The sequence below is a fragment of the Tsuneonella deserti genome, assembly GCF_014644315.1.
In the GTDB taxonomy this organism is placed as follows: Bacteria; Pseudomonadota; Alphaproteobacteria; order Sphingomonadales; family Sphingomonadaceae; genus Tsuneonella; species Tsuneonella deserti.
In genome coordinates this window covers 669228-693870 of record NZ_BMKL01000001.1, presented here as the reverse complement: position 1 = coordinate 693870, position 24643 = coordinate 669228, and the positions used below count along the sequence as shown (strand labels likewise).

Genomic DNA, 24643 nt, shown 5'->3' with positions numbered 1-24643 from the left:
CGATGTGGGCGCTCGGTGACAACGCGTCAACTCAGCGCGCGGTTTCCGCTTGCGCTTCAGCGGGTAATGCCGAGCACGCGGCCCGTCCGCGCATCCACGTCCACGTAAGTGACATGACCCTGGCGATTGATGAACTTGAGGCGATACGCCATCGCGGTCGAATCGTAGGCGGGGCCAAGATATTGCTGCCCTTCCATCTGGGGCACGACCCGCCCCTCGATCGCCCGCAGGCTGAGCTGGTTGCCGGCGCGCATCTCCTTGCGCGCGACGCTCTGGTCGTTGCGCTGGGCAAGCGCAGGGTTGCCCGAAAGCAACAGCGCGGCGACGGCGAGCGAGGGAAGGAGCCTGTTCATGACAAGTGCCGAAGTAGCCGCGCCGCATTGAATAACCCGTGAATGCGGGCGGCGTACTTCGTTCAGTTCAGCGGGTCATCTCGAACGTCACGGACACCGTAACCGCCGTGCCGACGAGGCCGGGCTCGACGGGCGAGGCCTTGGCGTCCATCGAGGCCGCCACCGCGCGTTCGGCGTATGGCATGGGGCGGCCGGGATTGACCGCCTCGCTGACCGACAGCACGCGGACGCCCGTATAACCCGCCCAACGCGCATATTCATTCGCCTGCGCCTGCGCCTTCTGGAAGGCTGCCTGGCGCGCCTGCGCTCGCGGTGCGGTGTCATCGTCAATCGAGAAGTTGGGACCGCCGATATCGGTCGCTCCCGCCGCGACGAGGGCGTCGAGCACCGGTCCGGTCCGGTCCACCTTGCGCAACGTGACGCTGACCCGGTTGGACGCCTGATATCCCCGGAATACCTGCCGCTGTTGCGACTGGTCATAATCGTACTGCGCGCCGAGATTGATGCCGGTGGTCTGGATATCCTCCGCCGCAATGCCGAGCGCCTTGATCCGCTTGACCACCGCGTCCATCGCTTGCGCGTTCTTCTGCATCGCCTCTACCGCCGTGGGAGCCTGGCTGGTGACGCCCGCGCTGATTTCGGCGATATCGGGCCGAGCCTTGACCGTTTCAGTAACTGACAGCTCGACCAGCGGGCCTTGCGATGTCACCTGCACATCGGCGGCCGTGGCCGGGACGGCAACCGCAGCGGCGGCAAGGGCGAGCGTGGTTCGCATCATGAATGTATTCTCCCTATCAATTGGCAAGAATTGCGCGGCGCGTGATTACGCGTCCGTGAACCGCCTTGTTCCAATGCCGGTGCAACGCTAGGGCGCCCGCTTCATGGCGCAACCCCCGATCTTGAGCTGGGAGGGCCTAGGCCTTCAACAGGGCGGGCGCTGGCTGTTTGGCGGACCCGGCACCGACGGCCTCGACCTGCACATCGGCCCGCGCGACCGGCTCGCACTGATTGGCCGCAACGGCGCCGGCAAGACCACGCTGTTTCGACTGATCGACCAGCAGATCGATCCCGACCGGGGCCTGCGCAAGGTGAAGCCGGGCACCCGCATCGTGCTTCTCGAACAGGAACCGGACCTCACCGGTCACGCGACGCTGATGGATTGGGCGCTGTCGGGAGAAATGCCGCCGGCCGCGCATGAGGTCGAGGCGATCGCGGGCCAGCTCGGGATCGACATGGCGACGCCGACGGCAGGGGCCAGCGGCGGCGAGCGGCGGCGCGCGGCAATCGCCCGCGCCCTAGCCCAGGATCCCGACCTGCTGCTGATGGACGAGCCGACCAACCACCTCGATCTCGCCGCCATCGACTGGCTCGAGGACTGGCTGAGCCGATACACCGGCGCATTCGTCGTCATCAGTCACGACCGCACGTTCCTCAAGCGGCTGACCAATGCGACGCTCTGGCTCGACCGCGGGATGATGCGGCGCAAGGACGTGGGGTTCGGCGGGTACGAAGCCTGGGAAGAGCAGGTCTACGCGGAGGAAGCGCGCAACGCCGAGCGGCTGGACGCAAAGCTCAAGATCGAGGCGCACTGGCTCGAACGGGGCGTCACCGCCCGGCGGAAACGCAACCAGGGCCGGCTCGAGAAGCTATGGCAGATGCGCGCCCAGCGCGCCGCGATGATCGGACCGCAGGGTTCGGCCAAGCTCGAGCTCGCGGTGGCGGAGGACTTCAAGTCCAAATCGGTGATCGTCGCCGATCACGTCAGCAAATCGTTTGGCGAGCGGCGCATCATCCGCGACTTTTCCCTGCGCATCCAGCGCGGCGACAGGATCGGCGTGGTGGGCTCGAACGGCGCAGGCAAGACCACCTTGCTGAAATTGCTGACGGCCGAAATCGCCCCGGACAGCGGCACGGTCGAGATTTCCAGGAAGCTGTCCGGCGTCATGATCGACCAGCAACGCAGCTTGATGGCGCCTGACCGGACCGTGCGGCAAGTGCTGGCCGAAGGAGGCGACTGGATCGACGTGCGCGGTGTGCGCAAGCACGTCCAGGGCTACCTCAAGGACTTCCTGTTCGATCCGGCGATCGTCGATACGAAGGTAGGGATGCTTTCAGGCGGGGAGCGCAGCCGGCTGCTGCTGGCGCGCGAGTTTGCCCGCCTGTCCAACCTGCTGGTGCTCGACGAGCCGACCAACGATCTCGATCTCGAGACGCTCGACTTGCTGCAGGAGGTGATCGCCGATTACGACGGCACGGTGCTGATCGTCAGCCACGACCGCGATTTCCTCGACCGCACGGTCACGCTCACTCTCGGGCTCGATGGCAGCGGCACTGTCGACATCGTGGCCGGAGGGTACGAAGACTGGGTTGCCAGGCGAAGGGAACGCAATGCGGCCAAGGCTCCCGCTCGGAACGAGCGCAAGCCCGCAGCCGAGGCACCTCGCCCTTCCCAGCCCGCGCCGCGTTCGAAGCTGAGCTACAAGGACCAGCGCGATTACGAACTGCTGCCGGCGCGGATCGACGAACTCGACCGGGCGATCGCCCGCGGAGAAGAGATACTCTCCGATCCCGATCTTTTCACGCGCGATCCGCAGCGTTTTGCCACGATCAACCAGGGACTCGCCAACGCCCGGGCGGAAAAGGATGCGGCTGAGCAGCGATGGCTCGAACTTGCAGAGCTTGTCGAGGGCTGACCGCGAAAGCGCTTGCCCCGCCCTTACCGCCGCGACATTGCAATTCGATGACCACGCCCCCGGCCCCTCCTCGGCGCATCCAGCGTAACCTGCTCGCGCGCGGGGAGCAGCGCGTCCTGCAATGGCTCTGCCCTCGCCTGCCGCGATGGCTCAGCCCCGATATTCTCACCGCGCTCGCGCTCGCTTCGGCAATCGCGATCGGTGCGGGCTATTTGCTCAGCAACCTGAGCGCCGGGTGGCTGGCGCTCGCCGTTGCGGGTTTCGTGGTCCATTGGTTCGGGGACTCGCTCGACGGCACGATTGCGCGCTACCGACAGATCGAGCGGCCGCGATATGGCTATTTCATCGACCATTCGTGCGATGCGCTCGCCACGTTGCTGATCCTCGGCGGCCTGGGAGCGAGCCCTTACCTTCGGGTGGACGTCGCGCTGTTCGCCGTCGTGGTTTACCTCCTGATGTCCGTTCACACTTTCCTGCTGGCGAAAGTGTCAGGGAATTTTCCCCTCTCGCACCTCGGCGCCGGGCCGACCGAGGCACGCATCCTGCTGATCGTGCTCACGGTGGCGATGGGGTGGCTGGGCCCGGACTTCGGCCGGTTAGCCGGCCTCAACGCGTTCGACGTACTTTTCACCGGCATGTCCGCGGTGCTGGTCATTCTGTTCGTAGTCCAGACGCTGCGTGAAGGCCGCACTTTGGCAGCCGCCGACCGCGGCAATCAGACGATCCGATAGAAGTTCGCCACCCGGTCCAAAGCGAGACGCAGCACGACCTTGCCGCTACGCGCGGGCCAGGCGAGCGCCCGCTCGGCAGCGGGCAGGCTCTCGCCCGCGCAAACCACCCGCCACAACACGTCCGCCAACCCTGACCCGGCCTCAGCCAGCGCGCCATCGAACCGTGCCTTCGCAGCGATCTGCCTTTCTCCGGCGCTTAGCCCGGAATCGGCTGTCGACTTCACCCGCACGGGGTCCCAGCGCATCGTAACGCTCGGTGAAAGCTGGGCCCGCTCGTAGTCCGCTCGCAATCGCTCACCGGCATCGAACAGGCGATCATCGAGATGTCCGCGCGAATGCAGCCAAGCGATGGGGGACTCCGCAAGATTCAGGGTAACCGTCCGCGGGCGGCCCCGGGCGGTACCCGTGCGGCGCGGCCCTTCCGGTGTCAGTTCGCGTTCGACAAGTTGGCGGTTCATGCAGTCTCTCCCCTCGGTCGACTCATGGATTGCCAAAAACGCCATCCTGTAGGAAAGATAAAAAACCCATTTGGTTAGGACGTCTCAGTGATAAACCGCATCCGCGACATTCGCCGCGAAAAAGGGATGACTCTCGCCGACCTGGCCGAGGCGTGCAAGCCGCCGACGACGCCCCAGACGGTCGGACGTCTCGAGACGGGCATGCGGAACCTGTCGCTCAAGTGGATGGAGCGGATCGCGCGGGCACTTGAGGTCGAACCCGAGATGCTGGTTCGTTCGGAGGGGAGCGCGCGGCCGCAGGTCGTGGCCCAGCTCACCGCGGGCGGAGCCGAAGCGCTGAGTGCGCCCCGCGATGCTCTCTTGCCAAGCGAGCTTTCCGGCGATGCCGTGCGGGTGGTCCTGTCGATCGAGGCCAGTGCCGGTGAATACCGTTCGGGCGACCAGCTATGGCTGCGCCAGATCGCTCCCGAGGAGGGGGGGCGTGCCGTGAACCGTGACGTGCTGGTGCCGCGCAAGGGCGGCCGCTTCGCCTTCGGCCGGCTGATCGACCGCCAAGGCCTCCGCGTGGGCATACTCCCGGTAGGCGCCGGACAAAAGCAACTGGTGGTCGACGATCCTGCGTGGATCGCGGTGGCCGAGATGCTCGTCCGGCGTCTCTAGGAACCGGACCCCGTGAAGCGCGTCCTGTCGATCTCCACGCTGTACCCGAACGCGGCGGCCCCGCGCTTTGGTCCGTTCGTCGCCCGAAGCCTCGAGGCTCTCGCCGCACGCGGAGACTGGCGCGTCACGTTGATCAATCCCGTCGGAATTCCGCCTCTTGCGATCGGCCGTTACGCGGCTCTGAAGAAGGGGGCTGTGGGCGGTGTCGAAAGCGGGGTCGAGGTCCTGCGGCCGACGTTTACCCTCGTTCCCCGCATTGGCGGACGGATCAACCCAGGAATGATCGCCCGCGCCGTGTTGCCTCTGGCGCGCAAGCTTCACGCCGAATGCCCGTTCGATATCGTCGATGCGCAGTTCTTCTATCCGGACGGCCCGGCGGCGGCGGTGATCGCCGAAGCGCTGGGCCTGCCGCTGTCGATCAAGGCACGCGGCGCCGATATTCATTATTGGGGCAGGCGGGGCTACGCCCGCAGGCGCATGCTAGCGGCCGGAGAGCAAGCGGCGGGACTTCTCGCGGTGTGCGGTGCATTGGCCGACGACATGGCGGCGATGGGCATCCCGCGAGATAAGATAACTCTGCACTACACGGGGCTCGACCACGACCGATTCCGCCCGCTCCAGCATGCCCAACTGCGCCGGCGCCTTGGCCGCGAGCTTGGATTGGCCCTGAACGACGACGCCCCCGTCCTGGCGACGGTCGGCGCTCTCATCCCGCGTAAAGGCCAAGCTCTGGTCATTGAGGCAATGTCCCACCTGCCCGGGAACACCATCCTGCTGCTGGTTGGCCGCGGGGAAGACGAAAGGCAGCTGCGCTCCCTGGCAGCTGCCCGCGGAGTTGGGGCACGGGTCCACTTCCTGGGCAGCTTAGATCATGACCTGGTGCCTCTGGTTCTTTCAGCGGCCGATGCGATGGTCCTGCCGTCGTCGAGCGAAGGCCTGGCGAACGCCTGGATCGAGGCGCTGGCCTGCGGCACGCCGCTGGTGATCACCGATACCGGCGGCGCGCGCGAGGTAATTACCGCACCGGAGGCCGGCCGGATCGTCGCCCGCGACCCCCTGGCGATTGCCGATGGCGTGCGCGCGCTTCTGGCCGATCGTCCGCAGCGGGGCGAAGTTGCAGCCCTTGCCGACCGGTTCAGCTGGCAGGCGAATGCCGCAGCGCTGGCGAAGCACTTCGAGCGCCTGATCGCCTGAGCGGCAGCCCGTCAGGCTTCTCCGCGAGCGGTCCTCTCCGCCTGATCGCGACCGGTGTCTGTCGGCACGAAGCTGTCGGACCTGACGCCGAACCAGATCAGCAGCGGTGCCGCCATGTAGATGGAGCTGTAGGTGCCCACGAAAATGCCGAGCGTAATCGCCGCAGTCAGACCGAACAGACTGGCAGGGCCGAACAGCAGCAGCGGTATCAGTGCGATAAGCACGGTCAGCGAAGTCATAACCGTGCGTGCGAGAGTCTCGTTGACCGACAGGTCGAGCAGCTCCGGCAATGGCATCTTGCGGAACTTCTTCAGGTTTTCGCGGATACGGTCGTAGATCACGATGGTGTCGTTCAGCGAATAGCCGATGATGGTCAGGATCGCGGCGACGATGTTGAGGTCGAACTCGAGCTGGGTGAGCGCGAACATGCCGAGCGTCAGAGAAACGTCGTGGAACAGCGCGAACAGCCCGCCCACGCCGAACTGCCACTCGAACCGCACCCAGATGTAGATCGAGATCGCGATCATCGCGAACAACAGCGAGAGAAGACCGGTCTGGAACAGCTCACCCGAAACCTTGCCGGAAACCGAGTCGACCCCGTCGATGCGCACTTCCGGGTGTGCCGTCTTAAGGGCGCTGGTGATCCGCTGCGACATTGTGTTGGCAAGGTCGGGACGCTCATCCGAACCCTCGGGCAGCTTCATGCGGATTGATGCTTCGTTCGGCTGGCCGAAGCGCTGGATGATCGGATCGCCATATCCGAGCGCCGCAATCTCGTCGCGCATGGAGGCGACGGGCGCGTCCGGTTTGCCGACGAAAGTCACACGGATCATCTGACCGCCGACGAAATCGACGCCCAGGTTCAGCCCCTTGGTCAGCACCAGGCCCCAGCTCGCCGCGATCAGCAGGAGGCTGATGGCATAGAAGGGTACGCGCCACTTTAGGAAATGGATGTTGGTGTGGTCGGGCACCAGCTTGAGCAGTTTCATGTCGCTGGCCTCCTCAGATGTGCAGGTCGGTCGGGCGCGCGCGGCGCAAATAGCCGGCGACCCACATGCGGGTGATGGTGACGGCGGTGAACACTGAAGTGACCACGCCGATGACAAGGACGACCGCGAAGCCCTTCACCGGCCCCTGCCCGAACAGGAACAGCAGCACGGCGGCAATCACGTTGGTGATGTTGGCATCGAAGATCGCGCGGCTTGCTTCGGTATAGCCAACCTCGACCGCCTGGACGACGCGGCGCCCTCGGTGCCGCTCTTCGCGGATACGCTCGTTGATCAGCACGTTGGCGTCCACCGCCGCGCCGATCGTCAGGACGAAGCCAGCAATGCCCGGCAGCGTCAGTGTGGTGTTCAGCACCGCCATGATGCCCAGGATCATCAGCACGTTCAGCACCAGCGCCATGTCGGCGTAGAACCCGAAACGGCCGTAAGTGACCAGCATCAGCAGAAGCACCAGCCCGGTCCCGATGCCCATGGCGATCATGCCACTGCGGATTGAATCCGCCCCCAGGTCAGGTCCGACGGTGCGCTCCTCGATCACCTTGAGGTCCACCGGCAGCGCACCGGATCGCAGCGCGATGGCGAGCTGGTTGGCGCTCTCGGCGGTGAAGCTGCCCGATATCTGGGCGGTGCCGCCGCGGATCGGCTCGTTGATGTTGGGAGCTGACAGGATCTTGTTGTCGAGGATGATCGCGAACGGCTTGTTGACATTCTGCGTCGTCAGCCGGGCGAACTTGGCCGCGCCCTGCTGGTCGAACTGGATGGTTACGACATTCTCGTTGGTCTGCGGATTGACCGTCGCCTGCGCATTGGTGAGGCTGTCGCCCTTGATGCCGCCCAGCCGCCGCACGGCAAGCTTGCCGCCGGCAAACGGGGTGCCTTCGGCATATGGGAAGATCTGGCTGCCCGGAGGGGCGTTGCCCGCCTGGACATCGCTCGGCAGCGCGGTCTCATCGACCAGCTTGAATTCGAGCTTCGCAGTCTGGCCGATGAGCGCCTTCAGCGCCTCGGGATCCTGCTGTCCCGGCGCCTGCACCACGATGCGATCGTCACCCTGGCGGATGATGGTCGGCTCGAGCGTGCCGATCGCATTGATGCGCCGGTCGATCACGTCCTTGGCACTGTCCATTGCCTGGTCGAGCGCTGCGTCAAGGCCTTCCTGCGTCGGAACGAGAACGAAGCGCGTCTCGTCGACGACGTTCAGCGTCCACTCGCGGCGCAGACCCTGGCCGTTGACGAGCGGAAGGAGCAACTCGCGCGCGCGGTCCACGTCGCTGGCGCTGTCGACCATGAAGCTGAGCCGCCGGTCTTTCGTCGATACGTCGCCGATGCGGATCGCGGGAGAAGCCTGGCGCATCACGCTGCGAACGGCTTCTTCCATCGTTTCCAGACGCTGGCTCGCGATCTGCCGCGCGTCCGCTTCGAGCAGGATGTGGCTGCCGCCGGCGAGGTCAAGGCCGAGGTTGATTGTCGGGCTCGGCAGGCTCTGCGGCCAGCGCACTCCCGTCAGCGATGCCAGCGAAGGCAGCGCGGCGAGCGATACCACGATGATCAGGCTCCAGAGCCAGATCTGCTTCCAGCGCGGAAAATCGAGCATTTCGCGGGTGCGCCCTTGTCAGTCGTTCGCAGCGGTGCCGGCCGGCGGGATGACCTCGCCGATCGTGTGCTTGACGGCCTTGACCTTCACGCCCTGCCCCAGTTCCAGATCGACGTAGTTCTCATCGACCTTCAGGACCTTGCCGACCAGCCCGCCGGCGGTCACGACCTGATCGCCCTTCTTGAGGCCGGCGACCTTTTCGCGGTGCGCCTTCTGCTGCCGCATCTGCGGTCGAATGAGAAGGAACCAGAAAATGGCGATCATGCCGATGATGGGTAGCCAGCTCATCCAAACCGGAGGCGCTGCGCCGGTCGAGGCGGCGGCGAGAATATCGAGCATCGTCTAATCGGTCCGTTCAATCGAAAGGAATCCGCGCGAGCGCCCGGAAAAGGCGCCGCGGCGGTAACGGCGGCGCGCCTAGCAGGTCGCCGCGAGCAGGGCAATCGACCGGGATTCACGGGGCGCGGTCGGCATCGATGCCGACACGCCTTGCCTTGCCCTGAACCCGGACTTATAGGCGCCCGCTCCACTGGTCTCGGGACGTAGCGCAGCCTGGTAGCGCATCACACTGGGGGTGTGGGGGTCGGAGGTTCGAATCCTCTCGTCCCGACCAGTGGAAAGCCCTTTCGCCGCCCTGTCGACAGTACGATCATGGTACGCCGTTCGGGTAACCGGGCGATCATGCAACCGAGGCGCGGCATGGCGCATTGGTGGACGTGACCGGCGCAGCGCAATCGTCATTCGAACGAAGCAAGTTCCTGCGAAGCCTGGCTCGCGCCTTCGGGGGCGCAGTCCTGTTTTCGCTGCCCCTGATGATGACGATGGAAATGTGGTCCCTCGGATTTTACCTCGACCGGACACGGTTCGTCCTGCTTCTCCTGCTTACGCTGGCGTTGCTCGTACCCCTCTCCCGGGTCGTGGGGTTCGAGGAAACGCACTCGCTGACAGACGATCTCCTCGACGCATTAACCGCTTGGGGAGTCGGGGCGCTCGCTTCGGTGGTGATCTTGCTGGTCTTCGGTGTGCTCGAGATCGGGAGCTCGCTGCACGAGGCGACCGGGAAGATCGCCTTGCAGACTGTTCCGGCGAGCCTCGGCGCCATTCTCGCCCGGGGCCAGATGGGCGGCTCCAGCAGTGAAAGCGACGCGGTGGAAAACGATCGGCCGGGATACGCCGTGAAGCTCCTGATCATGCTTGGAGGAGCGGTGTACTTTGCTTTCAACGTAGCTCCGACCGAGGAAATGATCCTCATCTCATACAAAATGGGTCCGTGGCAGGCGTTGGCGCTCATCGCGCTTTCGATCGCGATGCTGCTGGCGTTCGTGTTCGCCCTGGATTTCCACGGCGGGGAAAAGCTGGGCGACGACACCGGTCCCGTCCGCCTCGTCGTTCGGCAGGGACTGGCAGGCTACGGCGTAGCCATCGCGGTAAGCGCGTACATGCTGTGGACGTTCGGCAGAACGGAGGGAGTCTCGCACTACCACATCGCTACGATGATCACCGTTCTGGGTTTCCCCGCCACCTTGGGCGCAGCCGCCGCCCGGCTGATCCTGTGAGCATGCGACCATGAACCAGGACGCGCATCACCCGGATGGCTCCGCCGAAAGCAGGAGGAGAAAGGACTGGCTGGAATGGATCGCCGGCGGCATCGGCCTGTTGCTGGCGATCTTGCTGATCGGCACCATCGGATATGAGGCCGCCATTGGAAACCGCGAGGCGGCGCCAGTTATCAGGTTCGAGATCGCATCGGTGGAACCTGCCGGACAGTTCTACCTGGTGGAAATAGAAGCGCGAAACATATCCGAATCGACGGCGCAGCAGGTGGAAGTCGAGGCTACGCTGACGAACGGAGGCCGGGAAACCGAGAAAGCCGTCATGACGTTCGACTATGTGCCGGGGCAGTCGACGGTGAAGGGCGGCGTATTCTTCACCAACGACCCGCGCGCGGGAAATCTTCAAATCCGCCCCTTGGGCTACAGCCAGCCTTGAATAGCGGAGCAAGGGACCTGACGCCCCCTCACGTTGACCCGAGAGACCCCGCGGGTAAAGGCGGAGTCATGCTTGTGTCACGCGTCCTCCCTGACCCGCCACGGCTCGATGCGCTCGCCTCATCGGAGACGATCTCGCTCTTCCTCGATTTCGACGGCACGCTGGTCGACCTGGCGGAGCGGCCCGATGCGATATCGGTGGCCGAGGGCCTTCACACCAGGCTGGAAAAGCTTTCGGATCGGCTCGGTGGCCGGCTGGCACTGGTCAGCGGCCGGGCCGTGCCGGATCTCGATCGTCACATAGGACAGCCGAAAGTCGCGCGGGCGGGTTCCCACGGGCTCGCGATGACGATGGCGGACGGTGGGCCGATTGGCCCGGAGCCGGCCGCTCTCGCGCCGGACGTGGTCCGGTTGTTCCGGGACTTCGCTGCAAGCAGGAAGTTGTTGCTCGAGGAAAAACCTCACGGGCTGGCACTCCATTTCCGGATGGCGCCGCTTCTCGAAGACGAGGCAGCCGATTTCGCGCGAAATCTGGCCAATGAGCACGGGCTGGAAATCAAGACCGGCAAATCCGTTGTCGAACTGGTCGCCAGGGGCGCCAACAAGGGAGCCGCCGTTCACGCTTTCATGCAACTTTCGCCATTTGCCGGGTCGCGGCCGATCTTCGTGGGTGACGATATGACGGACGAGGATGGATTCTCCGCCGCCGCCGGCATTGGCGGCTTCGGCGTGCTGGTCGGCGAACGCCATCCCACCGCCGCGGCTTACCGCCTTGCTGATCCCGCCGCGGTTCATGAATGGCTCGGCCTGTGAGCGGATCCCGCCCTGATCTCGAGCTTTGGCCGATCGGCAACTGCCAGGTATCCGGCCTGATCGACGATGGCGGTGCGCTCGTCTGGGGATGCCTTCCGCGGGTGGATGGCGATCCCGTTTTCTGCCGGTTGTTGAACGGCGACAACCAGGCCGACGGCGTCTGGCGCTTCGAACTCGCGGGGCAGGTTTCCGCCAGCCAGCACTACATCCGCAACACGCCAATTCTCGTTACTCGCCTGGAGGCGGAAGATGGCAGCGTGGTAGAAATCACCGACTTCTGTCCACGCTTCGAACGCTCCGGGCGCATGTACCGTCCGGAAGCCTACGCACGGATCGTCCGCCCTGTTGCAGGAGTGCCGCGGCTCAAGATCACCCTGCGGCCAATGCGCGATTATGGAGCGCACCTGGCCGAGACGACCCACGGGTCGAACCATGTCCGTTACCTGGGCGGGGACTGCCCGCTTCGGCTCTCCACCGACGCCCCGGTCGGCTACGTGCTGGAGGAACGGACCTATCGCATCGAAAGCGACCAGCATTTCTTCCTCGGTCCGGACGAGCCGTTCACCGGAAACCTGCGCGCCGAATTGCGCAACATGGAAGAGCAGACGGCGAAGTACTGGCGGCTGTGGGTTCGCGGTCTCGCCACTCCGCTCGACTGGCAGGACGAAGTGATCCGCTGTGCCATAACCTTGAAGCTCTGCCAGCACGAGGAGACCGGCGCGATTGTCGCTGCGATGACCACCTCGATCCCGGAAGCGCCCGGCAGCGACCGCAACTGGGACTACCGGTACTGCTGGATCAGGGACTCCTACTACACGGTGCAGGCGCTCAACCGCCTGGGGGCTCTCGACGTGCTCGAGAAGTACCTCGCCTACCTGCGCAACATCGTGGACAACGCAAAAGGCGGCCAGATCCAGCCGCTCTATTCGGTCATGGGGGTGGCAGAGCTGGAAGAAAGCTTCGCCCCTGCCCTGACGGGATACCGCGGCATGGGGCCGGTCAGGGTCGGTAACGCGGCCTACTTCCAGATCCAGCACGATTGCTACGGCCAGATCGTCCTGCCGACCGCGCAGGCTTTCTTCGACCGGCGCCTGCTGCGCATGGCGGACGAGAGCGACTTCGCCAGCCTTGAGCAGGTAGGCGAGATGGCTTGGGCGATGCACGACCAGCCCGACGCCGGCCTGTGGGAATTCCGCACCCGGCAGGAAGTGCACACCTATTCCGCGGTGATGAGCTGGGCCGCCTGCGACCGGCTGGCGAACGTCGCGGGCCACCTCGGCAAGCCCGATCGCGAGGCGCTGTGGCGGGACCGCGCCTCCCAGGTCCGCGCACGGATCGAGCGCGATGCCTGGGTGGCGGACGGCGACGGCGAGGGCGGCCATTACGGCGCCTCCTTCGAAAGCGACTACCTCGACGCGAGCCTGCTCCAGATGATCGAACTGCGGTTCCTTTCCGCCGACGATCCCCGTTTCCTCTCCACCTTCGAAGCGGTCGAGAAAGAGTTGCGGAGGGGCGAGCACATGCTTCGATATGCAGCGGAAGACGATTTCGGGCTGCCCGAGACGGCGTTCAATATCTGCACGTTCTGGCTGATCGACGCACTCGCGCGTGCCGGGCGGACCGAGGAGGCACGGGCGCTTTTCACCACGATGCTGGCGCACCGCACCCGATCCGGCCTCCTGTCCGAAGACATGGATTTCGAATCCGGCGAGCTGTGGGGGAACTTCCCCCAGACCTACTCGCTGGTCGGCGTGATCAACTGCGCCTCCCTGCTGTCGAAGAGCTGGAACACCGTCAGGTGAGCCGGCTCGTTGCGATCTCCAATCGGGTAGCCGTGCCCACTGCCGCCGGCGCGGCTGGGGCGCAAGGTGGCCTCGCGGGCGCGCTCCACTCGGCGCTCCAGGAAAGAGAAGGCATCTGGTTCGGCTGGTCGGGACAGGTCACCGAGACGTTTACCGGGGCTTTGCACGAGCATCGAAACGCAGGCGTCCGGACGGCCACGATCGACCTCGAACCCCAGGATGTCGAAGAATACTACAAGGGGTACGCGAACTCGGCACTCTGGCCGCTGTTCCATTACCGCATCGATCTCACGCAGTACGAGATGGAGTTCGGCAAGGGCTACGAGCGGGTCAACGACCGCTTCGCCCAAAGCCTGGCTCCCCTGATCCATGCTGATGACGTCCTGTGGGTCCACGATTACCACCTGATCCCGCTGGGCGAGCTTCTGCGAGCGCGCGGGTTCGGCAACCGGATCGGGTTTTTCCTCCACATCCCCTGGCCGCCGACGCGACTGCTCGTGTCCCTGCCCTTCCACGAGCGCCTGGTAAGCGCGATGCTGGCCTACGACCTGATCGGCTTCCAGAGCAACGAGTGGCTCGAAAGCTTCCTGCACTATTGCCGCAAGGAGCTTGGCGCAGAGGTCGACGACAGCACCGGCACGATCCGCCATGATGGCCGAACGACCGTTGCCAGGTCCTATCCGATCGGCATCGATTACGACCATTTCATTGCCGAGGGGAACACCGGCGATTCCCGCCAGGCACAGCAACGGCTGATGTCGAGCACCCGACACCGGACGGCCATGATCGGAGTGGACCGGCTCGATTATTCCAAGGGCTTGCCCGAGCGGATGGATGGCATCGCCCGGTTCTTCGACAATCATCCGGAGCGCGTCAGGGACCTGGTCTATATCCAGATCGCCCCACCGAGCCGCAGCGACATCGGCAGTTACCAGCAGATCCGCGCGACGCTTGAGCAGAAGACGGGCCAGATCAACGGTGCCTGGTCGGACATCGACATGGTCCCCATCCGTTACGTGAACCGGGGCCAGACGACTGCAGCGTTGTTCGGCCTCTACCGCGCGTCGAAGATCGGCCTCGTGACACCGCTGCGCGACGGGATGAACCTGGTTGCAAAGGAATATATCGCCGCTCAGGATCCCGAAGACCCCGGCGTCCTGATCCTGTCACGGTTCGCCGGGGCTGCCGAGCAATTGCAGGAGGCGCTGCTGGTCAATCCTCACAGCCCCGACGATCTCGCTCACGCTATCCGGGTCGCGCTGGACATGCCGCTCGAAGAGCGCCGCCAGCGATGGGATAAACTGGTTGTTTCGGTGCGCGAGGATACTGTCCAGCGCTGGTCCGATCGTTTCCTGGCCGATCTGCAGGAGTGCAATACGGCCTGACTGCGGAAATACCGCAGAGCTGCTCACCCCTTGGCCAACGCCGCCCTCGTCCACTGAACGATTGCGCGTTCGCTGGATGCGCCCGACTGCCGGGCAACCTCACGGCCGCCACGAAACAGGACGAGTGTGGGAATGGAGCGGATAGCATAGCGCGCGGCCACGTCCTGCACCGCCTCGGTATCCACCTTGGCCAGCACGACATCGGGCTCGAGAATGCGCGACGCCGCCTCGAAAGCCGGCGCCATCATCTGGCACGGCCCGCACCACGAGGCCCAGAAATCGACCAGGACCGGCAGGGATCCGGTGCCGGTAAGCCGGCTGAACAGCGCGCTGTCCGCGGAAATCGGACCGTTGCCGAACAATTGCCGGCCGCACCGCCCGCATTTGGGGCCTGCCGCAAGACGCTCGGTAGGCACGCGGTTGGCGGCGCTGCACGAGCCGCAGACGACGAGTTCGCTGTTCATGCCGGTTCTCCTTGCCGCCAGCAGATCATCGAAAGGCGGACGATTGCAACCCGAACCGGACGCGTTGACCGTGCTTGTCTGGTCGAGTGAGTGGTGCGCTGGTCGCAGCGAGGATGGCGACGAGATCAGCACTCGCCGAGAAAGCCGTCACGCGCGGCAGACCGGCCGTCTAGTTCCCGTTCAGTGGGGGTGCTCCGTCGAGGCTGAAGGTCTGGAGAATTTTACTCAGGTCAGCCGGCTCCTCGGCGGGTGCCGGCTCGGTTACGGGCGTTGGCGCGTTCTCTCCGAGGTAAATCGCTGCCAGCTCCTGGTTGCTTTGCAGATCGGCGTCCGGCTGCGCGCTGGTTGCCAGCTGCAATCGTACAGCAACCGGCCTGCTCCCCGGATCCTCTTGCAGCCGCTGCTCGGAAATCAGGCGCTGCTCGGGGCTGAGCCTGGCCGGTTCCGGCGCGCTGAATTCGCTCGATCGCAATTCGAGTATGCGCAGGCATTCGGCGTAGAAACGCTGGGCGAGTTGCGGATCGCAGCGGTCAGTCCCGCCGATCGGCGTCGCAGCGCGCGGCGCGCTTTCCCGCGTAGTCGATACCGCGGAAACCGGCGTGGGCCGGGAATCGCCGGGTAGGGCGAGTTGCGGCACGGGGCCGCGGGTGGACGAGGGTAGTGAGACCTGGGCCGGCGGCGCATCCGCGGAATCGGTCAGCTCCGGGCGGGCAAGCGTCCGGTCGACCTGCTGTGATGGCTGCTGCTGCGCCCTCTCGGTGGCGCCGACCTGGTCGAGCAATTCCGCCCGATTGGCGGCGGGTACCGCGAAATCGTCCAGACGTACCGGGTCGCCTCGTTCCTGCGCTGGAGAAACGCTGGCCAGGCCGGCCAGCAAGCTTCCAGACAGGACGAGAAAAAGCCTCATCGCGACTGAGTGACCTGGAGCGCCGCCCCGCCGGTCTGGCTGATGGCGAGGTTGGACAGGTCATCGCCGTTCTGAGTCCAGATAAGCTGGTTGCTGCCGCCGCTCTGCGTGGCGGCCATCTCGTTGCCGTTGCCGTTCTGGGTAAGCTGCGCCTGGTTGCCGCTGCCCGACTGGACGAGGCTCATCCGGTTGTCGTCGCCAAGCTGGGTGGCCGCGACGCCGCTGCTGATCGCGCCCCCCTCCTGCCCGATCGTCATCGTGTTGCCGTTACCCTGCTGGCCGAGGAGCGCCACTTGCACCCCCGCTCCGTCCTGCGCCAGCGAAAGCGTGTTGGCATCGCCTAGCTGCTGGACTGCGGCATAGTGGGCGCCGGTGCCGGTCTGTGACACGCTCGCGCGGTTTCCGTCGCCGTCCTGGTCGATCCGCGCGTATTGCGCATTGGCAGCCTGCGTAATCGACGCCTGGTTGGCCTCGCCGATCTGGTCGATGAAGGCGCCACGGTCATTGCCCGGCCGGTCGATCGTGAAAGGATCGGGTTTCGAGCGGACGACCTTTTCCTTGGCATTGCCTTCGGGACTGGGATTGCCGTTGTTGCCGTTGCACGGGTTGCCGGTGCCGAGCCCGCCTCCGGGCAGGCAGGGCTTGCCCGGTGTCTCCTTGTCGGTATCGGCGTGGGCCGCGGGAACGAACGCAACTGCCGACAACGTGGCGAGAGTGAATGCGACGAAGCGCGGGCTCACTGTCCGTCTCCCTTTGCTGGGCCTTGCCGCACAACGGCGTGATTGCCTCCGCCCGATTGAACGATGGTTGCGCGATTTCCGCTGCCGCTCTGGCTGAGCCGGGCGGCGTTGCACGCCCCGCCCTGCACCACGTCAGCCCGGGCGGAAGCGCCGCTTTGGCTGATGTCGAGCTTGCTGCCGCTGCCGGACTGCACCGCCAGGGCCGCATGATCTTTGCCATGCTGTTCGAGCCGGATGGTCCCTTCAGGATCGTTCTGCACGGTCGTGCGCCGGTTGCCCGATCCATCGGTAACGATGGTCACGCCCGGTTCCTGGCTCTGCATGGTCTTGTCTCCCGGACAGGAAGGCGAAGCCGCCACACTGGCGGCCGGCATGGCGAGGATCGCGGCGAGAAGCGCCTGGTACCTGCCTGATTGCCGCTGCGTCATCGTACCTGTCCTTTTATCACGGTGCTCCGAAGGGCACCAATCCCGGCCCGCGAAGGGGTGCGCCGCGGGCCGGGAACGGTACGGCGGAGCGAGCTTGAGCCCACCCCGCCGTTTTTCATCACATGCCCTGGTTGACCGTGGCAGTGCTGTTGGTGCCGCTCTGAACAACGCTCGAGTAGTTGTTGTCGGAGCCCTGGTTCACGTAAGCGTGGTTATCGCTGCCGCTCTGCAGGACCGTCGACACGTTATCGTTGCCGTCGGCAAAGATGCGCGTCTCGTTGTCGACGCCGCTCTGGTCGACGTACGAGTTGTTACGCTCGCCAGTCTGGTCGACATTCACGGTGTTCTCGGTCGAGTTCAGTTCGGTCGCGGAGCCGCTCTGCAGCACATTCGATACGTTCGACAGGCCGTCCTGCGAGATGCCGACCGCCATGTTCAGGTTGTTGGCAGTGCCCGACTGAGTAACGTTCGAGCTGTTGGTCGTGCCAATCTGATCGACGTTGGCGTAGGTGCCGCTGCCGGTCTGGTTGATGCTCGAGCCATTGCCGGCCCCGTCCTGGCTGAGCACGGCCCAGTTGGACGCACCCGACTGGCTGACCGACGAGTTGTTGCCGGTGCCAACTTGCTCGACGTAGGCATAGCCGGTGTCGCTCGGGAACTCGCCTTCGCTGAGGTAGGTCGGCCCCGTCGACGACTGCGAGATCGACGAGACGTTCGAAGTGCCGGACTGATCGACCTCGGCCCAGTTGCCCGGTCCGCTCTGGCTGATGCCCGAGACGTTCAGTGCACCGTCCTGAGTCACCTTGGCGACTTCGTTGTTACCCGACTGGTCGATCGACGAGTACTGGGTGTCGCCCGACTGATCGACGGTAGCCTGGTCGGTGTTGCCCGACTGGGTGATGTACGAAGAAGCGTTTTGCGACCCATCGTGCTGCGTGACGGTTGCCGCGCCGCCGCCACCGTTCTGGCTGACGCTGCTGATGCCGAAGATGCCCGTCTGGGTCACCAGGGCGGTGTTGCCACCCGTGCCGGCCTGCGCAACCGCGGACGAGTTGCCGTAGGAGTTATCGGCGCCGTTGTTGATGCCCTGCGTCACCGTTGCGGTGTTGTTGTCGGTCGACTGGTCGATCGACGAGGTCTGGAAGTCGTCGTACTGCTTCACCGTGGCAGCGTTGCCGTTGCCGGACTGGTTGATGCCCGAGGTGTTGGCCAGCGCCGAGGTCTTGGTGTTCTGCGTGACCGTGGCGGTGTTGTTGCTGCCGCCCTGGACGATGCTCGACACGCTGATCGGGAAAGCGCCCGGAGGATAGCTGCCGCCTTCGGCCGACTGCCCGCCCGGATAGAGGCTGCCGTCGTCTTCCTGCGAAGCAACCGTCGCCGAGTTACCGGTGCCGGTCTGCTGGATGTAGGACGAACCGCCGGTGGTGCCCTTCTGGTTCACCAGCGCGGTATTGCTGGCGTTCTGCTGGTCGATCGTCGAAACGTCGTTCGATCCGGTCTGGTTGACGGTCGCCGCCTGAGCGTTGCCAGTCTGGCTTACGGTGGAAACGTTGTCGCCGGCAGCAAGCGCCGGGGCGGCAACGAACAGCGCCGCGATCGACGCCGAGGTGAAAAGGATGTTCTTCATTTTAAGCTCCTGAGAAGGAAGGTTGGTCCAAGAATTGCGGCCCGGCGCCCGGCAGAAGGATCTGCTGCACGCTGAAGCATGGACCCTTTGCCGGGCCTCGATTTTCGCATTTCGGTCTGCCGTGGCGATGCCGCTGAAGACCGCTTTCCGGACAGGAGCTTGGCTTCACGGAAATTTAATCCTGCGGGTGCAGGAACCCAGTGTCGTACCGGGACTTGTTCCGTGAACATGGTTGTCAAACTCCAGCCGGAGATTCATAACCATGCCTGTCTTGCGCCTCGGCGCTTGGCAGACCTGGTTGTTTCACACGCAACTTCGTCAATCTGGGCGCGTCGGGGCTGCAACTCCGGCGCGCCTTTTCTTTCACCGACCGCGTCGCGAGGGCTGCAACCCCCGTTCCGTGCCACCGGAAACCTGGCTTCACCGAACGGGTCCGGCCCCCGTCCGCGCCATTGCCCGCCCCCTTGCGGAGGCGATCAATTCACATGCGCCCTCCGCTGCCGTGGCCGAGCGCCGATTCCTCGGCCTGCTCGTCCGCCGAGGCGGTGCGCCTGATCTTTTGCGGAGCCATCGGCGGCGCATTGCGCAGCGCCTCGGCCATCCGTCTTTCATCGATCTTGCCGTCCCGTTCCACGCGGTACTGCGACAGCAGCGGCGCGCCGGCTTCGGAATTGGCGAACTTCCACAGGTTCAGCTCGGCTCCTTCGAGAACCATGGCGTAAACCGCCTTCTCGATTGCCTGCTGCAAGGCGACCTGGTCAGGCTCGTTGGTGGTGTACCCCGCCTCGGCCTGCAGCAGTTCCTTGAAAGCCACGAACTTGAAGGCGTTGGCGCCAAGCGACTGGCTGGCGATGGTCTTGGAAGCGGTCACCGTCGTCAGCACCTCTCCGGTGCGCACGGACACGGCGCGCAGGTACACGGTCACTGTGTCCTGGCGATATTCAGTGCGCCCGCCGATGCCGAGGAACGCCGCCCCCGCCCCGCCGGTTACGGTGTTCGTGTCATAGCCGACGATCCCGCCTTCCAGGATCACGCCAGCGAACAGCAGCGCCGGGAGCGCTTGGGGATTCACCCCCTGCTCGCCGAGATAGCGTTCGCGCATCTCGCGAATGATCTGGCGTTCATTCAGCAGGTTCTTGAGCGCCTCGCGCTCGACGATGGTGAACCACTGGCGGTTGCCTGCGTCCTGGAGTGCCTTGACCAGGATCGAAGCCCCGCCCTGGCTCACCGCGCGCGACAGGGTCTGGCCGGTCTCGCTCGGCTTGAACTGGCCGGTCTGGTCGGAGAAGCCGTACACCGCGACCGCAACCGGCCGGTCCGGCGCCGGCAGCGCGGCCAGCAGAGTCTGCGTCTGCGTGCGATCGGGATAAAATGCCTTCGACCGCGTTTCCGGGAATGCCGTGCGGCCATCCTTGGTCACGGTGGCACAGCCGGACAGCGCGAGCGCGGAGAGCCCGGCAAGAAGCAGTTTGGGTGTCATCGAGAGAGCCATCGTCCTTATGGCGCCACATCGATGAAAGTGGGAACGACGATCGTGGTCACTTCGCCGGTATCGTCATCGGTGATCGTGAGGGTGACTTCGGTCAGGCTGCGGACGAAATCGATCGTCTGGCCGCCGAAGCTGATGGTGCCGCGCTCCTGCGGGTTGTCGCCGAAGATGGCGTCCACGATCTGCGAAGAGAGCGCCGACAGCAACCGCGACTGGAGCTGGCGGGCGAAAATGTCAGCCTGCGAACTGTTCGTGGTCGCCTTCGGGTCCTTGAAATCGTTCTGCGCGTTGGCGATGCCGAGCAGATGCGCCGAGTTGAACGGATTGCCCCCGAAAGTCGGATCGATCGGCTGGTAAGTAATGTCCTGCGAAGCCGCCGGGCTGGCCAGAAGGCAAGCCAGGCTTCCAAGAATCAGCGCAGAAGGCGCACGAATTGTCATAAAAGACCCCCTTGGAAAGGAGCCCTAGCCCCTCTCCATCCCTTTGATCCGTTAGCTGCTTTGGCTTTTCAGAAGTTAACGGACCTTACGTTGGATACCGGTGATTCGCATCCCCAACACAGGGGAGGAATCGAAAGATATGCCCGCCGGCCACTCCACGTCCCTTAACGGGACAATTGAGCTCTCCGCGTTAACAAGAGCAGTAACCGCGCACCAATTGGCTCAGCTGGACCGCCGTCTCTACCCCGGCCTTGGCGTGGATCTGTTTCAGGTGACTGCGCACCGTGCTCAATGATACTTGCATCCGGTCCGCGATTTCGCGGGGAGTATAGAGGCGAGCGAACTCGTCGAGCACACGACTCTCAGCCGCGGTCAGCCGCAGGGCGCGCGACAGGCCGCTTTCCTCCACCCCGCGGTGCGGCACGGAAAGATTGAGCAGAACGCATATCTCGTCCCGCGATTCCGCCACGCACCACGCCACCATCATCGCCCAGTGCCGTCGGTTTTCGCCCCGGATCAGCAGGCTCTCGCAATGATCTGCGATGCCTTGCACGAAATCGCTCAACAAGCCGGCAGACGCCGCGGCATCCGCGCTCAAACGGCCGCCATCCAGGCGAACTGGCACCGGGGGCGTCAGAAGACGCTCTGCGCTCTCGCTGTGCCACAGCACACGGCGCTCGCGATCGATCACGATCCGGGGACGCGCGTCCAGCGAGCCCAACATGCTTTCGAATTCTGCGTCGTAGCCGTCCCGCGGGACGTATTCGCCCGGAGTGCCCTTGCGCCCTGCAACCCAACCCCCATTCAACATTCGGACCGACGAGCGCGCCGATCATATCCAGAGCGAACCGAAGGCCGGGCCGATTCCTTCTCATGCGCAGAGAGGATCGACTTCTTTTGAGGCCACTTAGTCCCTTGGGCTTACCTTTCAACTATTTGCCTCAGTAATGGATGTAAAAACGCGACAAGGTTTCAATTCCATCCATCAATCGTAGTTCACTCCGGGCAATCCGCGCCCTCCCTCGGAGATGAAGCGGTCGATCCGCGCTTCCAGCTCGGGCAAGGGCACCGAGCCGAGCGCTAGGACGACATCGTGGAACTTGCGGATATTGAATTTCGGTCCAAGCGCGCGTTCGGCTTTCGCGCGCATTTTCCTGATCGTCATCTCCCCCAGCTTGTAGGCGAGCGCCTGCCCGGGCCACGAGATGTAGCGGTCGACTTCGGTCTCGACCTCATGGCGCGACAGCGCCGTGCGGTCGGCGAGATAGGTCACCGCCCGTTCCCGCGTCCATCCGCCATGATGGATGCCGGTGTCGATCACCAGCCGCGCCGCGCGCCACATCTCGTAGGAAAGCCTGCCGAAACGTTCCTCGGGCGTGCGGTAGATGCCCATCTCCTCGCCAAGGAACTCGCTGTAGAGTCCCCAGCCCTCGCCCATGCCGGAAAAGTAGATGTTGCGCCGGAACCTCGGCTGCTCGCCCTGCTCGAGCTGGAAGGCCATCTGGAAGCTGTGGCCGGGCTCGCATTCGTGGAGGGTAAGCGCGGGGATGTTGTACAGCGGACGGGAAGGCAGATCGTAGGTGTTCATCTGGCAGGCGTCGAGCCCGCCGCGGCCCGAGGTGTAGAACGGCGCGATGGCGTCCGCGACGGGCCGGATGGTGAAACGGGTGCGCGGAAGGAAGCCGAAGTAATCGGCCAGCTTGCCGTCGACCCGCTTCGCGACATAAGCCGAAACACCCATCAGCTCGTCGGGCCTGGAGGCGATGAAGCGCGGATCGGTGCGCAGCTTCTCGGTGAACTGGGCGATCGTGCCTGTGAAGCCCGCCTCGCCCATTACCTTCTTCATCTCGTTCTCGATGCGGGCCACCTCGGCCAGGCCCATCGCGTGCACCTCGTCCGGAGACAGGTCGAGCGTGGTGTATTGGCGGATTTGCTGGCGATAGTACGCCTTGCCATCGGGCATCGCCTCGGCAGCCAGGGTGGTGCGGGAATTCGGAATGTACTCCTCGCGCAGGAAAGCGAGCAGCCTGGCGTAGGCCGGCGTCACCGACCCCGCGATTGCCGCCCTGCCCTCGCCAGCCAGGCGCGCCTTTTCCGTGGCCGTGAACCGCGCCGGCATCTCCGCGAAGGCTCGCCAGAAGGGACTGGACTCTGGATCGCCGGCGACAAAGGCCGCCAGGCTGGCATCGCGCCCGGTCAAAGTGACCCGGGGGACGCTGAACCCCCGCTTCAATCCAGACCGTGCGTTGGCGATCTGCTCGTCGAAGTAGCGCGGCAGCGCGCGCATCCGGGCGATGTAGTCCTCATACTCCTGCACCGTCTGGAAGCCGCCGGGCGCATCCCAGTAGGTCCAGAAGTTCGAATCGCTGTCGAACGGCATCTCCCATTCGGAAAACCGCGCGTCCTCGATCGTCTCGGTCAGCGCTGCCCGCAGAACCGCTGCGTTGACCTTCTCCGCCTCCGACAGCGCCGAAGCATCGATATGGGCAAGCCGGTCGCGAAACCCGGCTGCGCGGTCGGCCCGCGCCTTCTGCGAGGCAGGCGTTGCGGACGCGATCGTTGGCCCCTGGTCGGTCGATCCATCTGCCTTTTCGATCCAGCCGAATTCCCTGACCTGCCAGTTCCAGTATTCGCTGTAGAGTTCCTGCAGCGCGCGGTCGGCGCTGCTGGCCCCAGCATCCTCCCCCGGAGCGGGTGACGAGACGAGCAGCGATGCTGGGATGATGCAGGAAAGAAGCCACTTCATGCCGGCTTCCTGCTGGGCCGGCCGAACCCTGTCAAACCAGCGGACGTAACCGGGTGTGCCAGAGCATTTTCCTACATGAACCGATCTGGTTAGCAATTAGGCCTCGCGACTCACCAGAAAGGTTTACTCATGTCCATCCTCGACGTGCTCATCGGCCCGGTCACTTCCATCATCGACAAAGTCATCCCTGACAAGGAGGCCCGGGCCAAGGCAAAGCTCGCGCTGATCGAACTGGAAGGAACGCAGGAGCTTCGCCAGATCGAAGCGCGCCTCTCGGCAATCGTGGCGGAGGCCAATTCAGCCGATCCGTGGACCAGCCGCGCCCGGCCCAGTTTCCTGTACGTAATGTACGCAATGATCCTGTGGGCGCTGCCGATCGGCGTGCTGTCGCTTTTCCGGCCCGACGCCGCGGGCGCGATCGCAAGTGCGATGACGGCCTACCTGCGCGGGCTGCCCGACGAACTCTACGCGCTCTTTGGCACCGGCTACCTGGGCTACACCGCCGCGCGCCAATGGGGAAAGATCAAGGGAGTGGAGGCCTGAACTCGTTCGCCAGGACCGTGGTCCATGCGGTCCACGGTTCAGCTTTCTCCCGCGCAGGCTGACAACTTGCGCGGGGGCGAGCGCGCTTTAGAAGGCTGGCCATGACCGACCTCGTCTATGTCCTGAACGGACCCAACCTTAATCTGCTGGGCACGCGGGAGCCGGAGATTTACGGTTCCGCCACTCTCGACGACATCGCCGGGATGCTGGAAAACAGGGGGCGCGAGCTGGGGCTGGAGGTGGACGTGCGCCAGTCGAATCACGAAGGACACCTGATCGACTGGCTGCACGAGGCGCAGGCCGAGGGCGCGAAGGCCGTGCTGCTCAACGCGGGTGCGTATACCCACACTTCGATCGCGCTGCTCGATGCGATCAAGGCGATTTCGGTGCCGGTGATCGAGGTGCACCTGTCCGACCCGATGACCCGCGAACCGTTCCGCCATCTTTCCTATGTCGGGATGGGCGCGGTGGACGAGGTCAAGGGGCTGGGTCCGCGCAGCTACGTCGTCGCGCTGGAAAAGGCCGCGGCGCTCTAGCCATCGCCGTTACGGCACCGGCCCCTTGCCAGCTTGGCCGAGCCC

General features: G+C 64.7%; 26 protein-coding genes and 1 tRNA gene. 12 read left to right on the top strand and 15 right to left on the bottom strand.

What is annotated here, in order from left to right:
* Nucleotides 1–56: 56 nt before the first annotated feature.
* Both IEW58_RS03135 and IEW58_RS03130 read right to left on the bottom strand, forming a co-directional pair.
* Nucleotides 57–353, bottom strand: coding sequence for a PepSY domain-containing protein (locus tag IEW58_RS03135; protein ID WP_188643787.1), 297 nt, complete (start codon nt 351–353; stop codon nt 57–59).
* Nucleotides 354–420: 67 nt separating this feature from the next.
* A complete protein-coding gene (locus IEW58_RS03130; RefSeq protein ID WP_188643786.1) occupies nt 421–1131 on the bottom strand; it encodes an SIMPL domain-containing protein in 711 nt (236 codons plus the stop codon).
* A 103-nt stretch (nt 1132–1234) separates the two neighbouring features.
* Here IEW58_RS03130 and IEW58_RS03125 point away from each other — a divergent pair, with 103 nt between their 5' ends.
* Nucleotides 1235–3046 carry an ABC-F family ATP-binding cassette domain-containing protein gene (locus IEW58_RS03125; RefSeq protein WP_188643785.1) on the top strand — a complete coding sequence of 604 codons (1812 nt, stop codon included), beginning with the start codon at nt 1235–1237 and terminating at the stop codon, nt 3044–3046.
* Between the two features lie 47 nt (nt 3047–3093).
* Nucleotides 3094–3777, top strand: a complete 684-nt coding sequence (locus IEW58_RS03120; protein ID WP_188643784.1) for a CDP-alcohol phosphatidyltransferase family protein — start codon at nt 3094–3096, stop codon at nt 3775–3777.
* Here the strand turns inward: IEW58_RS03120 and IEW58_RS03115 are convergent.
* The gene (locus tag IEW58_RS03115; protein ID WP_188643783.1) at nt 3762–4235 is read right to left on the bottom strand and encodes a DUF6456 domain-containing protein; all 474 of its coding nucleotides are present in this window, start codon (nt 4233–4235) and stop codon (nt 3762–3764) included. The two genes, IEW58_RS03120 and IEW58_RS03115, sit on opposite strands and share 16 nt — an antisense overlap.
* An 87-nt stretch (nt 4236–4322) precedes the next feature.
* Here IEW58_RS03115 and IEW58_RS03110 point away from each other — a divergent pair, with 87 nt between their 5' ends.
* Both IEW58_RS03110 and IEW58_RS03105 read left to right on the top strand, forming a co-directional pair.
* Complete coding sequence (locus IEW58_RS03110; protein WP_188643782.1) at nt 4323–4895, top strand: helix-turn-helix transcriptional regulator; 573 nt, start codon at nt 4323–4325, stop codon at nt 4893–4895.
* A 12-nt stretch (nt 4896–4907) separates the two neighbouring features.
* Nucleotides 4908–6089 carry a glycosyltransferase gene (locus IEW58_RS03105; RefSeq protein WP_188643781.1) on the top strand — a complete coding sequence of 394 codons (1182 nt, stop codon included), beginning with the start codon at nt 4908–4910 and terminating at the stop codon, nt 6087–6089.
* An 11-nt stretch (nt 6090–6100) separates the two neighbouring features.
* Here IEW58_RS03105 and secF read toward each other — a convergent pair whose 3' ends face one another.
* From secF to yajC, 3 genes are read right to left on the bottom strand one after another with little or no spacing between them, the layout of a single operon-like run.
* Complete coding sequence (gene secF / locus IEW58_RS03100) at nt 6101–7078, bottom strand: protein translocase subunit SecF (protein WP_188643780.1); 978 nt, start codon at nt 7076–7078, stop codon at nt 6101–6103.
* Between the two features lie 13 nt (nt 7079–7091).
* The gene (secD, locus tag IEW58_RS03095) at nt 7092–8690 is read right to left on the bottom strand and encodes a protein translocase subunit SecD (RefSeq protein WP_188643779.1); all 1599 of its coding nucleotides are present in this window, start codon (nt 8688–8690) and stop codon (nt 7092–7094) included.
* Nucleotides 8691–8708: 18 nt separating this feature from the next.
* Nucleotides 8709–9029, bottom strand: coding sequence for a preprotein translocase subunit YajC (yajC, locus tag IEW58_RS03090; protein ID WP_188643778.1), 321 nt, complete (start codon nt 9027–9029; stop codon nt 8709–8711).
* A gap of 197 nt (nt 9030–9226) precedes the next feature.
* On the opposite strand from yajC, the gene IEW58_RS03085 reads away from it, so the two are divergent.
* The 6 genes from IEW58_RS03085 (at nt 9227) to IEW58_RS03060 (ending at nt 14678) form a co-directional block, all read left to right on the top strand.
* A tRNA-Pro gene (locus IEW58_RS03085) sits at nt 9227–9303 on the top strand.
* A 97-nt stretch (nt 9304–9400) separates the two neighbouring features.
* Nucleotides 9401–10246, top strand: coding sequence for a TIGR02587 family membrane protein (locus IEW58_RS03080; protein WP_229658411.1), 846 nt, complete (start codon nt 9401–9403; stop codon nt 10244–10246).
* Nucleotides 10247–10256: 10 nt separating this feature from the next.
* Complete coding sequence (locus tag IEW58_RS03075; RefSeq protein ID WP_188643777.1) at nt 10257–10679, top strand: hypothetical protein; 423 nt, start codon at nt 10257–10259, stop codon at nt 10677–10679.
* Between the two features lie 68 nt (nt 10680–10747).
* Nucleotides 10748–11491 carry a trehalose-phosphatase gene (otsB, locus tag IEW58_RS03070; RefSeq protein ID WP_188643776.1) on the top strand — a complete coding sequence of 248 codons (744 nt, stop codon included), beginning with the start codon at nt 10748–10750 and terminating at the stop codon, nt 11489–11491.
* Nucleotides 11476–13293, top strand: coding sequence for a glycoside hydrolase family 15 protein (locus IEW58_RS03065; RefSeq protein ID WP_188643775.1), 1818 nt, complete (start codon nt 11476–11478; stop codon nt 13291–13293). Before otsB ends, IEW58_RS03065 begins: the two co-directional genes overlap by 16 nt.
* Nucleotides 13290–14678 (top strand): alpha,alpha-trehalose-phosphate synthase (UDP-forming), encoded by a 1389-nt coding sequence (locus IEW58_RS03060; protein ID WP_188643774.1) that lies wholly within the window; start codon nt 13290–13292, stop codon nt 14676–14678. Before IEW58_RS03065 ends, IEW58_RS03060 begins: the two co-directional genes overlap by 4 nt.
* Nucleotides 14679–14701: 23 nt before the next feature.
* On the opposite strand, the gene trxC is transcribed toward IEW58_RS03060, so the two are convergent.
* The 9 genes from trxC to IEW58_RS03015 all read right to left on the bottom strand — a co-directional run bounded on the left by trxC (nt 14702) and on the right by IEW58_RS03015 (nt 23519).
* Nucleotides 14702–15142 carry a thioredoxin TrxC gene (gene trxC, locus IEW58_RS03055; RefSeq protein WP_188643773.1) on the bottom strand — a complete coding sequence of 147 codons (441 nt, stop codon included), beginning with the start codon at nt 15140–15142 and terminating at the stop codon, nt 14702–14704.
* 169 nt (nt 15143–15311) lie between these two features.
* On the bottom strand, nt 15312–16049 hold the full coding sequence (locus IEW58_RS03050) for a hypothetical protein (RefSeq protein ID WP_188643772.1): 738 nt from the start codon (nt 16047–16049) through the stop codon (nt 15312–15314).
* Nucleotides 16046–16789 carry a hypothetical protein gene (locus IEW58_RS03045; RefSeq protein ID WP_188643771.1) on the bottom strand — a complete coding sequence of 248 codons (744 nt, stop codon included), beginning with the start codon at nt 16787–16789 and terminating at the stop codon, nt 16046–16048. Before IEW58_RS03045 ends, IEW58_RS03050 begins: the two co-directional genes overlap by 4 nt.
* Entirely contained in the window at nt 16786–17217 is a 432-nt protein-coding gene (locus tag IEW58_RS03040) for a hypothetical protein (RefSeq protein WP_188643770.1), read from the bottom strand. The genes IEW58_RS03045 and IEW58_RS03040 overlap by 4 nt, the downstream gene beginning before the upstream one ends.
* 118 nt (nt 17218–17335) lie before the next feature.
* Nucleotides 17336–18844: a beta strand repeat-containing protein gene (locus IEW58_RS03035; protein WP_188643769.1), complete on the bottom strand. Its 1509-nt coding sequence runs from the start codon at nt 18842–18844 to the stop codon at nt 17336–17338.
* A gap of 481 nt (nt 18845–19325) precedes the next feature.
* Complete coding sequence (locus IEW58_RS03030) at nt 19326–20324, bottom strand: CsgG/HfaB family protein (protein ID WP_188643768.1); 999 nt, start codon at nt 20322–20324, stop codon at nt 19326–19328.
* A 17-nt stretch (nt 20325–20341) separates the two neighbouring features.
* On the bottom strand, nt 20342–20773 hold the full coding sequence (locus tag IEW58_RS03025; protein WP_188643767.1) for a curli assembly protein CsgF: 432 nt from the start codon (nt 20771–20773) through the stop codon (nt 20342–20344).
* Between the two features lie 190 nt (nt 20774–20963).
* The gene (locus IEW58_RS03020; RefSeq protein ID WP_188643766.1) at nt 20964–21584 is read right to left on the bottom strand and encodes a helix-turn-helix transcriptional regulator; all 621 of its coding nucleotides are present in this window, start codon (nt 21582–21584) and stop codon (nt 20964–20966) included.
* A 174-nt stretch (nt 21585–21758) separates the two neighbouring features.
* Nucleotides 21759–23519 (bottom strand): DUF885 domain-containing protein, encoded by a 1761-nt coding sequence (locus IEW58_RS03015; protein WP_188643765.1) that lies wholly within the window; start codon nt 23517–23519, stop codon nt 21759–21761.
* A gap of 129 nt (nt 23520–23648) precedes the next feature.
* Between IEW58_RS03015 and IEW58_RS03010 the strand changes: the two genes are divergently transcribed.
* Nucleotides 23649–24062, top strand: coding sequence for a holin family protein (locus IEW58_RS03010; protein ID WP_188643764.1), 414 nt, complete (start codon nt 23649–23651; stop codon nt 24060–24062).
* A 101-nt stretch (nt 24063–24163) separates the two neighbouring features.
* Nucleotides 24164–24598 (top strand): type II 3-dehydroquinate dehydratase, encoded by a 435-nt coding sequence (locus IEW58_RS03005; RefSeq protein ID WP_188643763.1) that lies wholly within the window; start codon nt 24164–24166, stop codon nt 24596–24598.
* Nucleotides 24599–24643: the final 45 nt, after the last annotated feature.

Bases quoted from the DNA above. Each gene is read 5' to 3' on its own strand.
- IEW58_RS03135 (WP_188643787.1), bottom strand. From the start codon at position 353: ATGAACAGGCTCCTTCCCTCGCTCGCCGTCGCCGCGCTGTTGCTTTCG.
- IEW58_RS03130 (WP_188643786.1), bottom strand. From the start codon at position 1,131: ATGATGCGAACCACGCTCGCCCTTGCCGCCGCTGCGGTTGCCGTCCCG.
- IEW58_RS03125 (WP_188643785.1), top strand. From the start codon at position 1,235: ATGGCGCAACCCCCGATCTTGAGCTGGGAGGGCCTAGGCCTTCAACAG.
- IEW58_RS03120 (WP_188643784.1), top strand. From the start codon at position 3,094: ATGACCACGCCCCCGGCCCCTCCTCGGCGCATCCAGCGTAACCTGCTC.
- IEW58_RS03115 (WP_188643783.1), bottom strand. From the start codon at position 4,235: ATGAACCGCCAACTTGTCGAACGCGAACTGACACCGGAAGGGCCGCGC.
- secF (WP_188643780.1), bottom strand. From the start codon at position 7,078: ATGAAACTGCTCAAGCTGGTGCCCGACCACACCAACATCCATTTCCTA.
- secD (WP_188643779.1), bottom strand. From the start codon at position 8,690: ATGCTCGATTTTCCGCGCTGGAAGCAGATCTGGCTCTGGAGCCTGATC.
- yajC (WP_188643778.1), bottom strand. From the start codon at position 9,029: ATGCTCGATATTCTCGCCGCCGCCTCGACCGGCGCAGCGCCTCCGGTT.
- IEW58_RS03075 (WP_188643777.1), top strand. From the start codon at position 10,257: ATGAACCAGGACGCGCATCACCCGGATGGCTCCGCCGAAAGCAGGAGG.
- otsB (WP_188643776.1), top strand. From the start codon at position 10,748: ATGCTTGTGTCACGCGTCCTCCCTGACCCGCCACGGCTCGATGCGCTC.
- IEW58_RS03065 (WP_188643775.1), top strand. From the start codon at position 11,476: ATGGCTCGGCCTGTGAGCGGATCCCGCCCTGATCTCGAGCTTTGGCCG.
- trxC (WP_188643773.1), bottom strand. From the start codon at position 15,142: ATGAACAGCGAACTCGTCGTCTGCGGCTCGTGCAGCGCCGCCAACCGC.
- IEW58_RS03050 (WP_188643772.1), bottom strand. From the start codon at position 16,049: ATGAGGCTTTTTCTCGTCCTGTCTGGAAGCTTGCTGGCCGGCCTGGCC.
- IEW58_RS03040 (WP_188643770.1), bottom strand. From the start codon at position 17,217: ATGACGCAGCGGCAATCAGGCAGGTACCAGGCGCTTCTCGCCGCGATC.
- IEW58_RS03035 (WP_188643769.1), bottom strand. From the start codon at position 18,844: ATGAAGAACATCCTTTTCACCTCGGCGTCGATCGCGGCGCTGTTCGTT.
- IEW58_RS03030 (WP_188643768.1), bottom strand. From the start codon at position 20,324: ATGACACCCAAACTGCTTCTTGCCGGGCTCTCCGCGCTCGCGCTGTCC.
- IEW58_RS03025 (WP_188643767.1), bottom strand. From the start codon at position 20,773: ATGACAATTCGTGCGCCTTCTGCGCTGATTCTTGGAAGCCTGGCTTGC.
- IEW58_RS03020 (WP_188643766.1), bottom strand. From the start codon at position 21,584: ATGTTGAATGGGGGTTGGGTTGCAGGGCGCAAGGGCACTCCGGGCGAA.
- IEW58_RS03015 (WP_188643765.1), bottom strand. From the start codon at position 23,519: ATGAAGTGGCTTCTTTCCTGCATCATCCCAGCATCGCTGCTCGTCTCG.
- IEW58_RS03010 (WP_188643764.1), top strand. From the start codon at position 23,649: ATGTCCATCCTCGACGTGCTCATCGGCCCGGTCACTTCCATCATCGAC.
- IEW58_RS03005 (WP_188643763.1), top strand. From the start codon at position 24,164: ATGACCGACCTCGTCTATGTCCTGAACGGACCCAACCTTAATCTGCTG.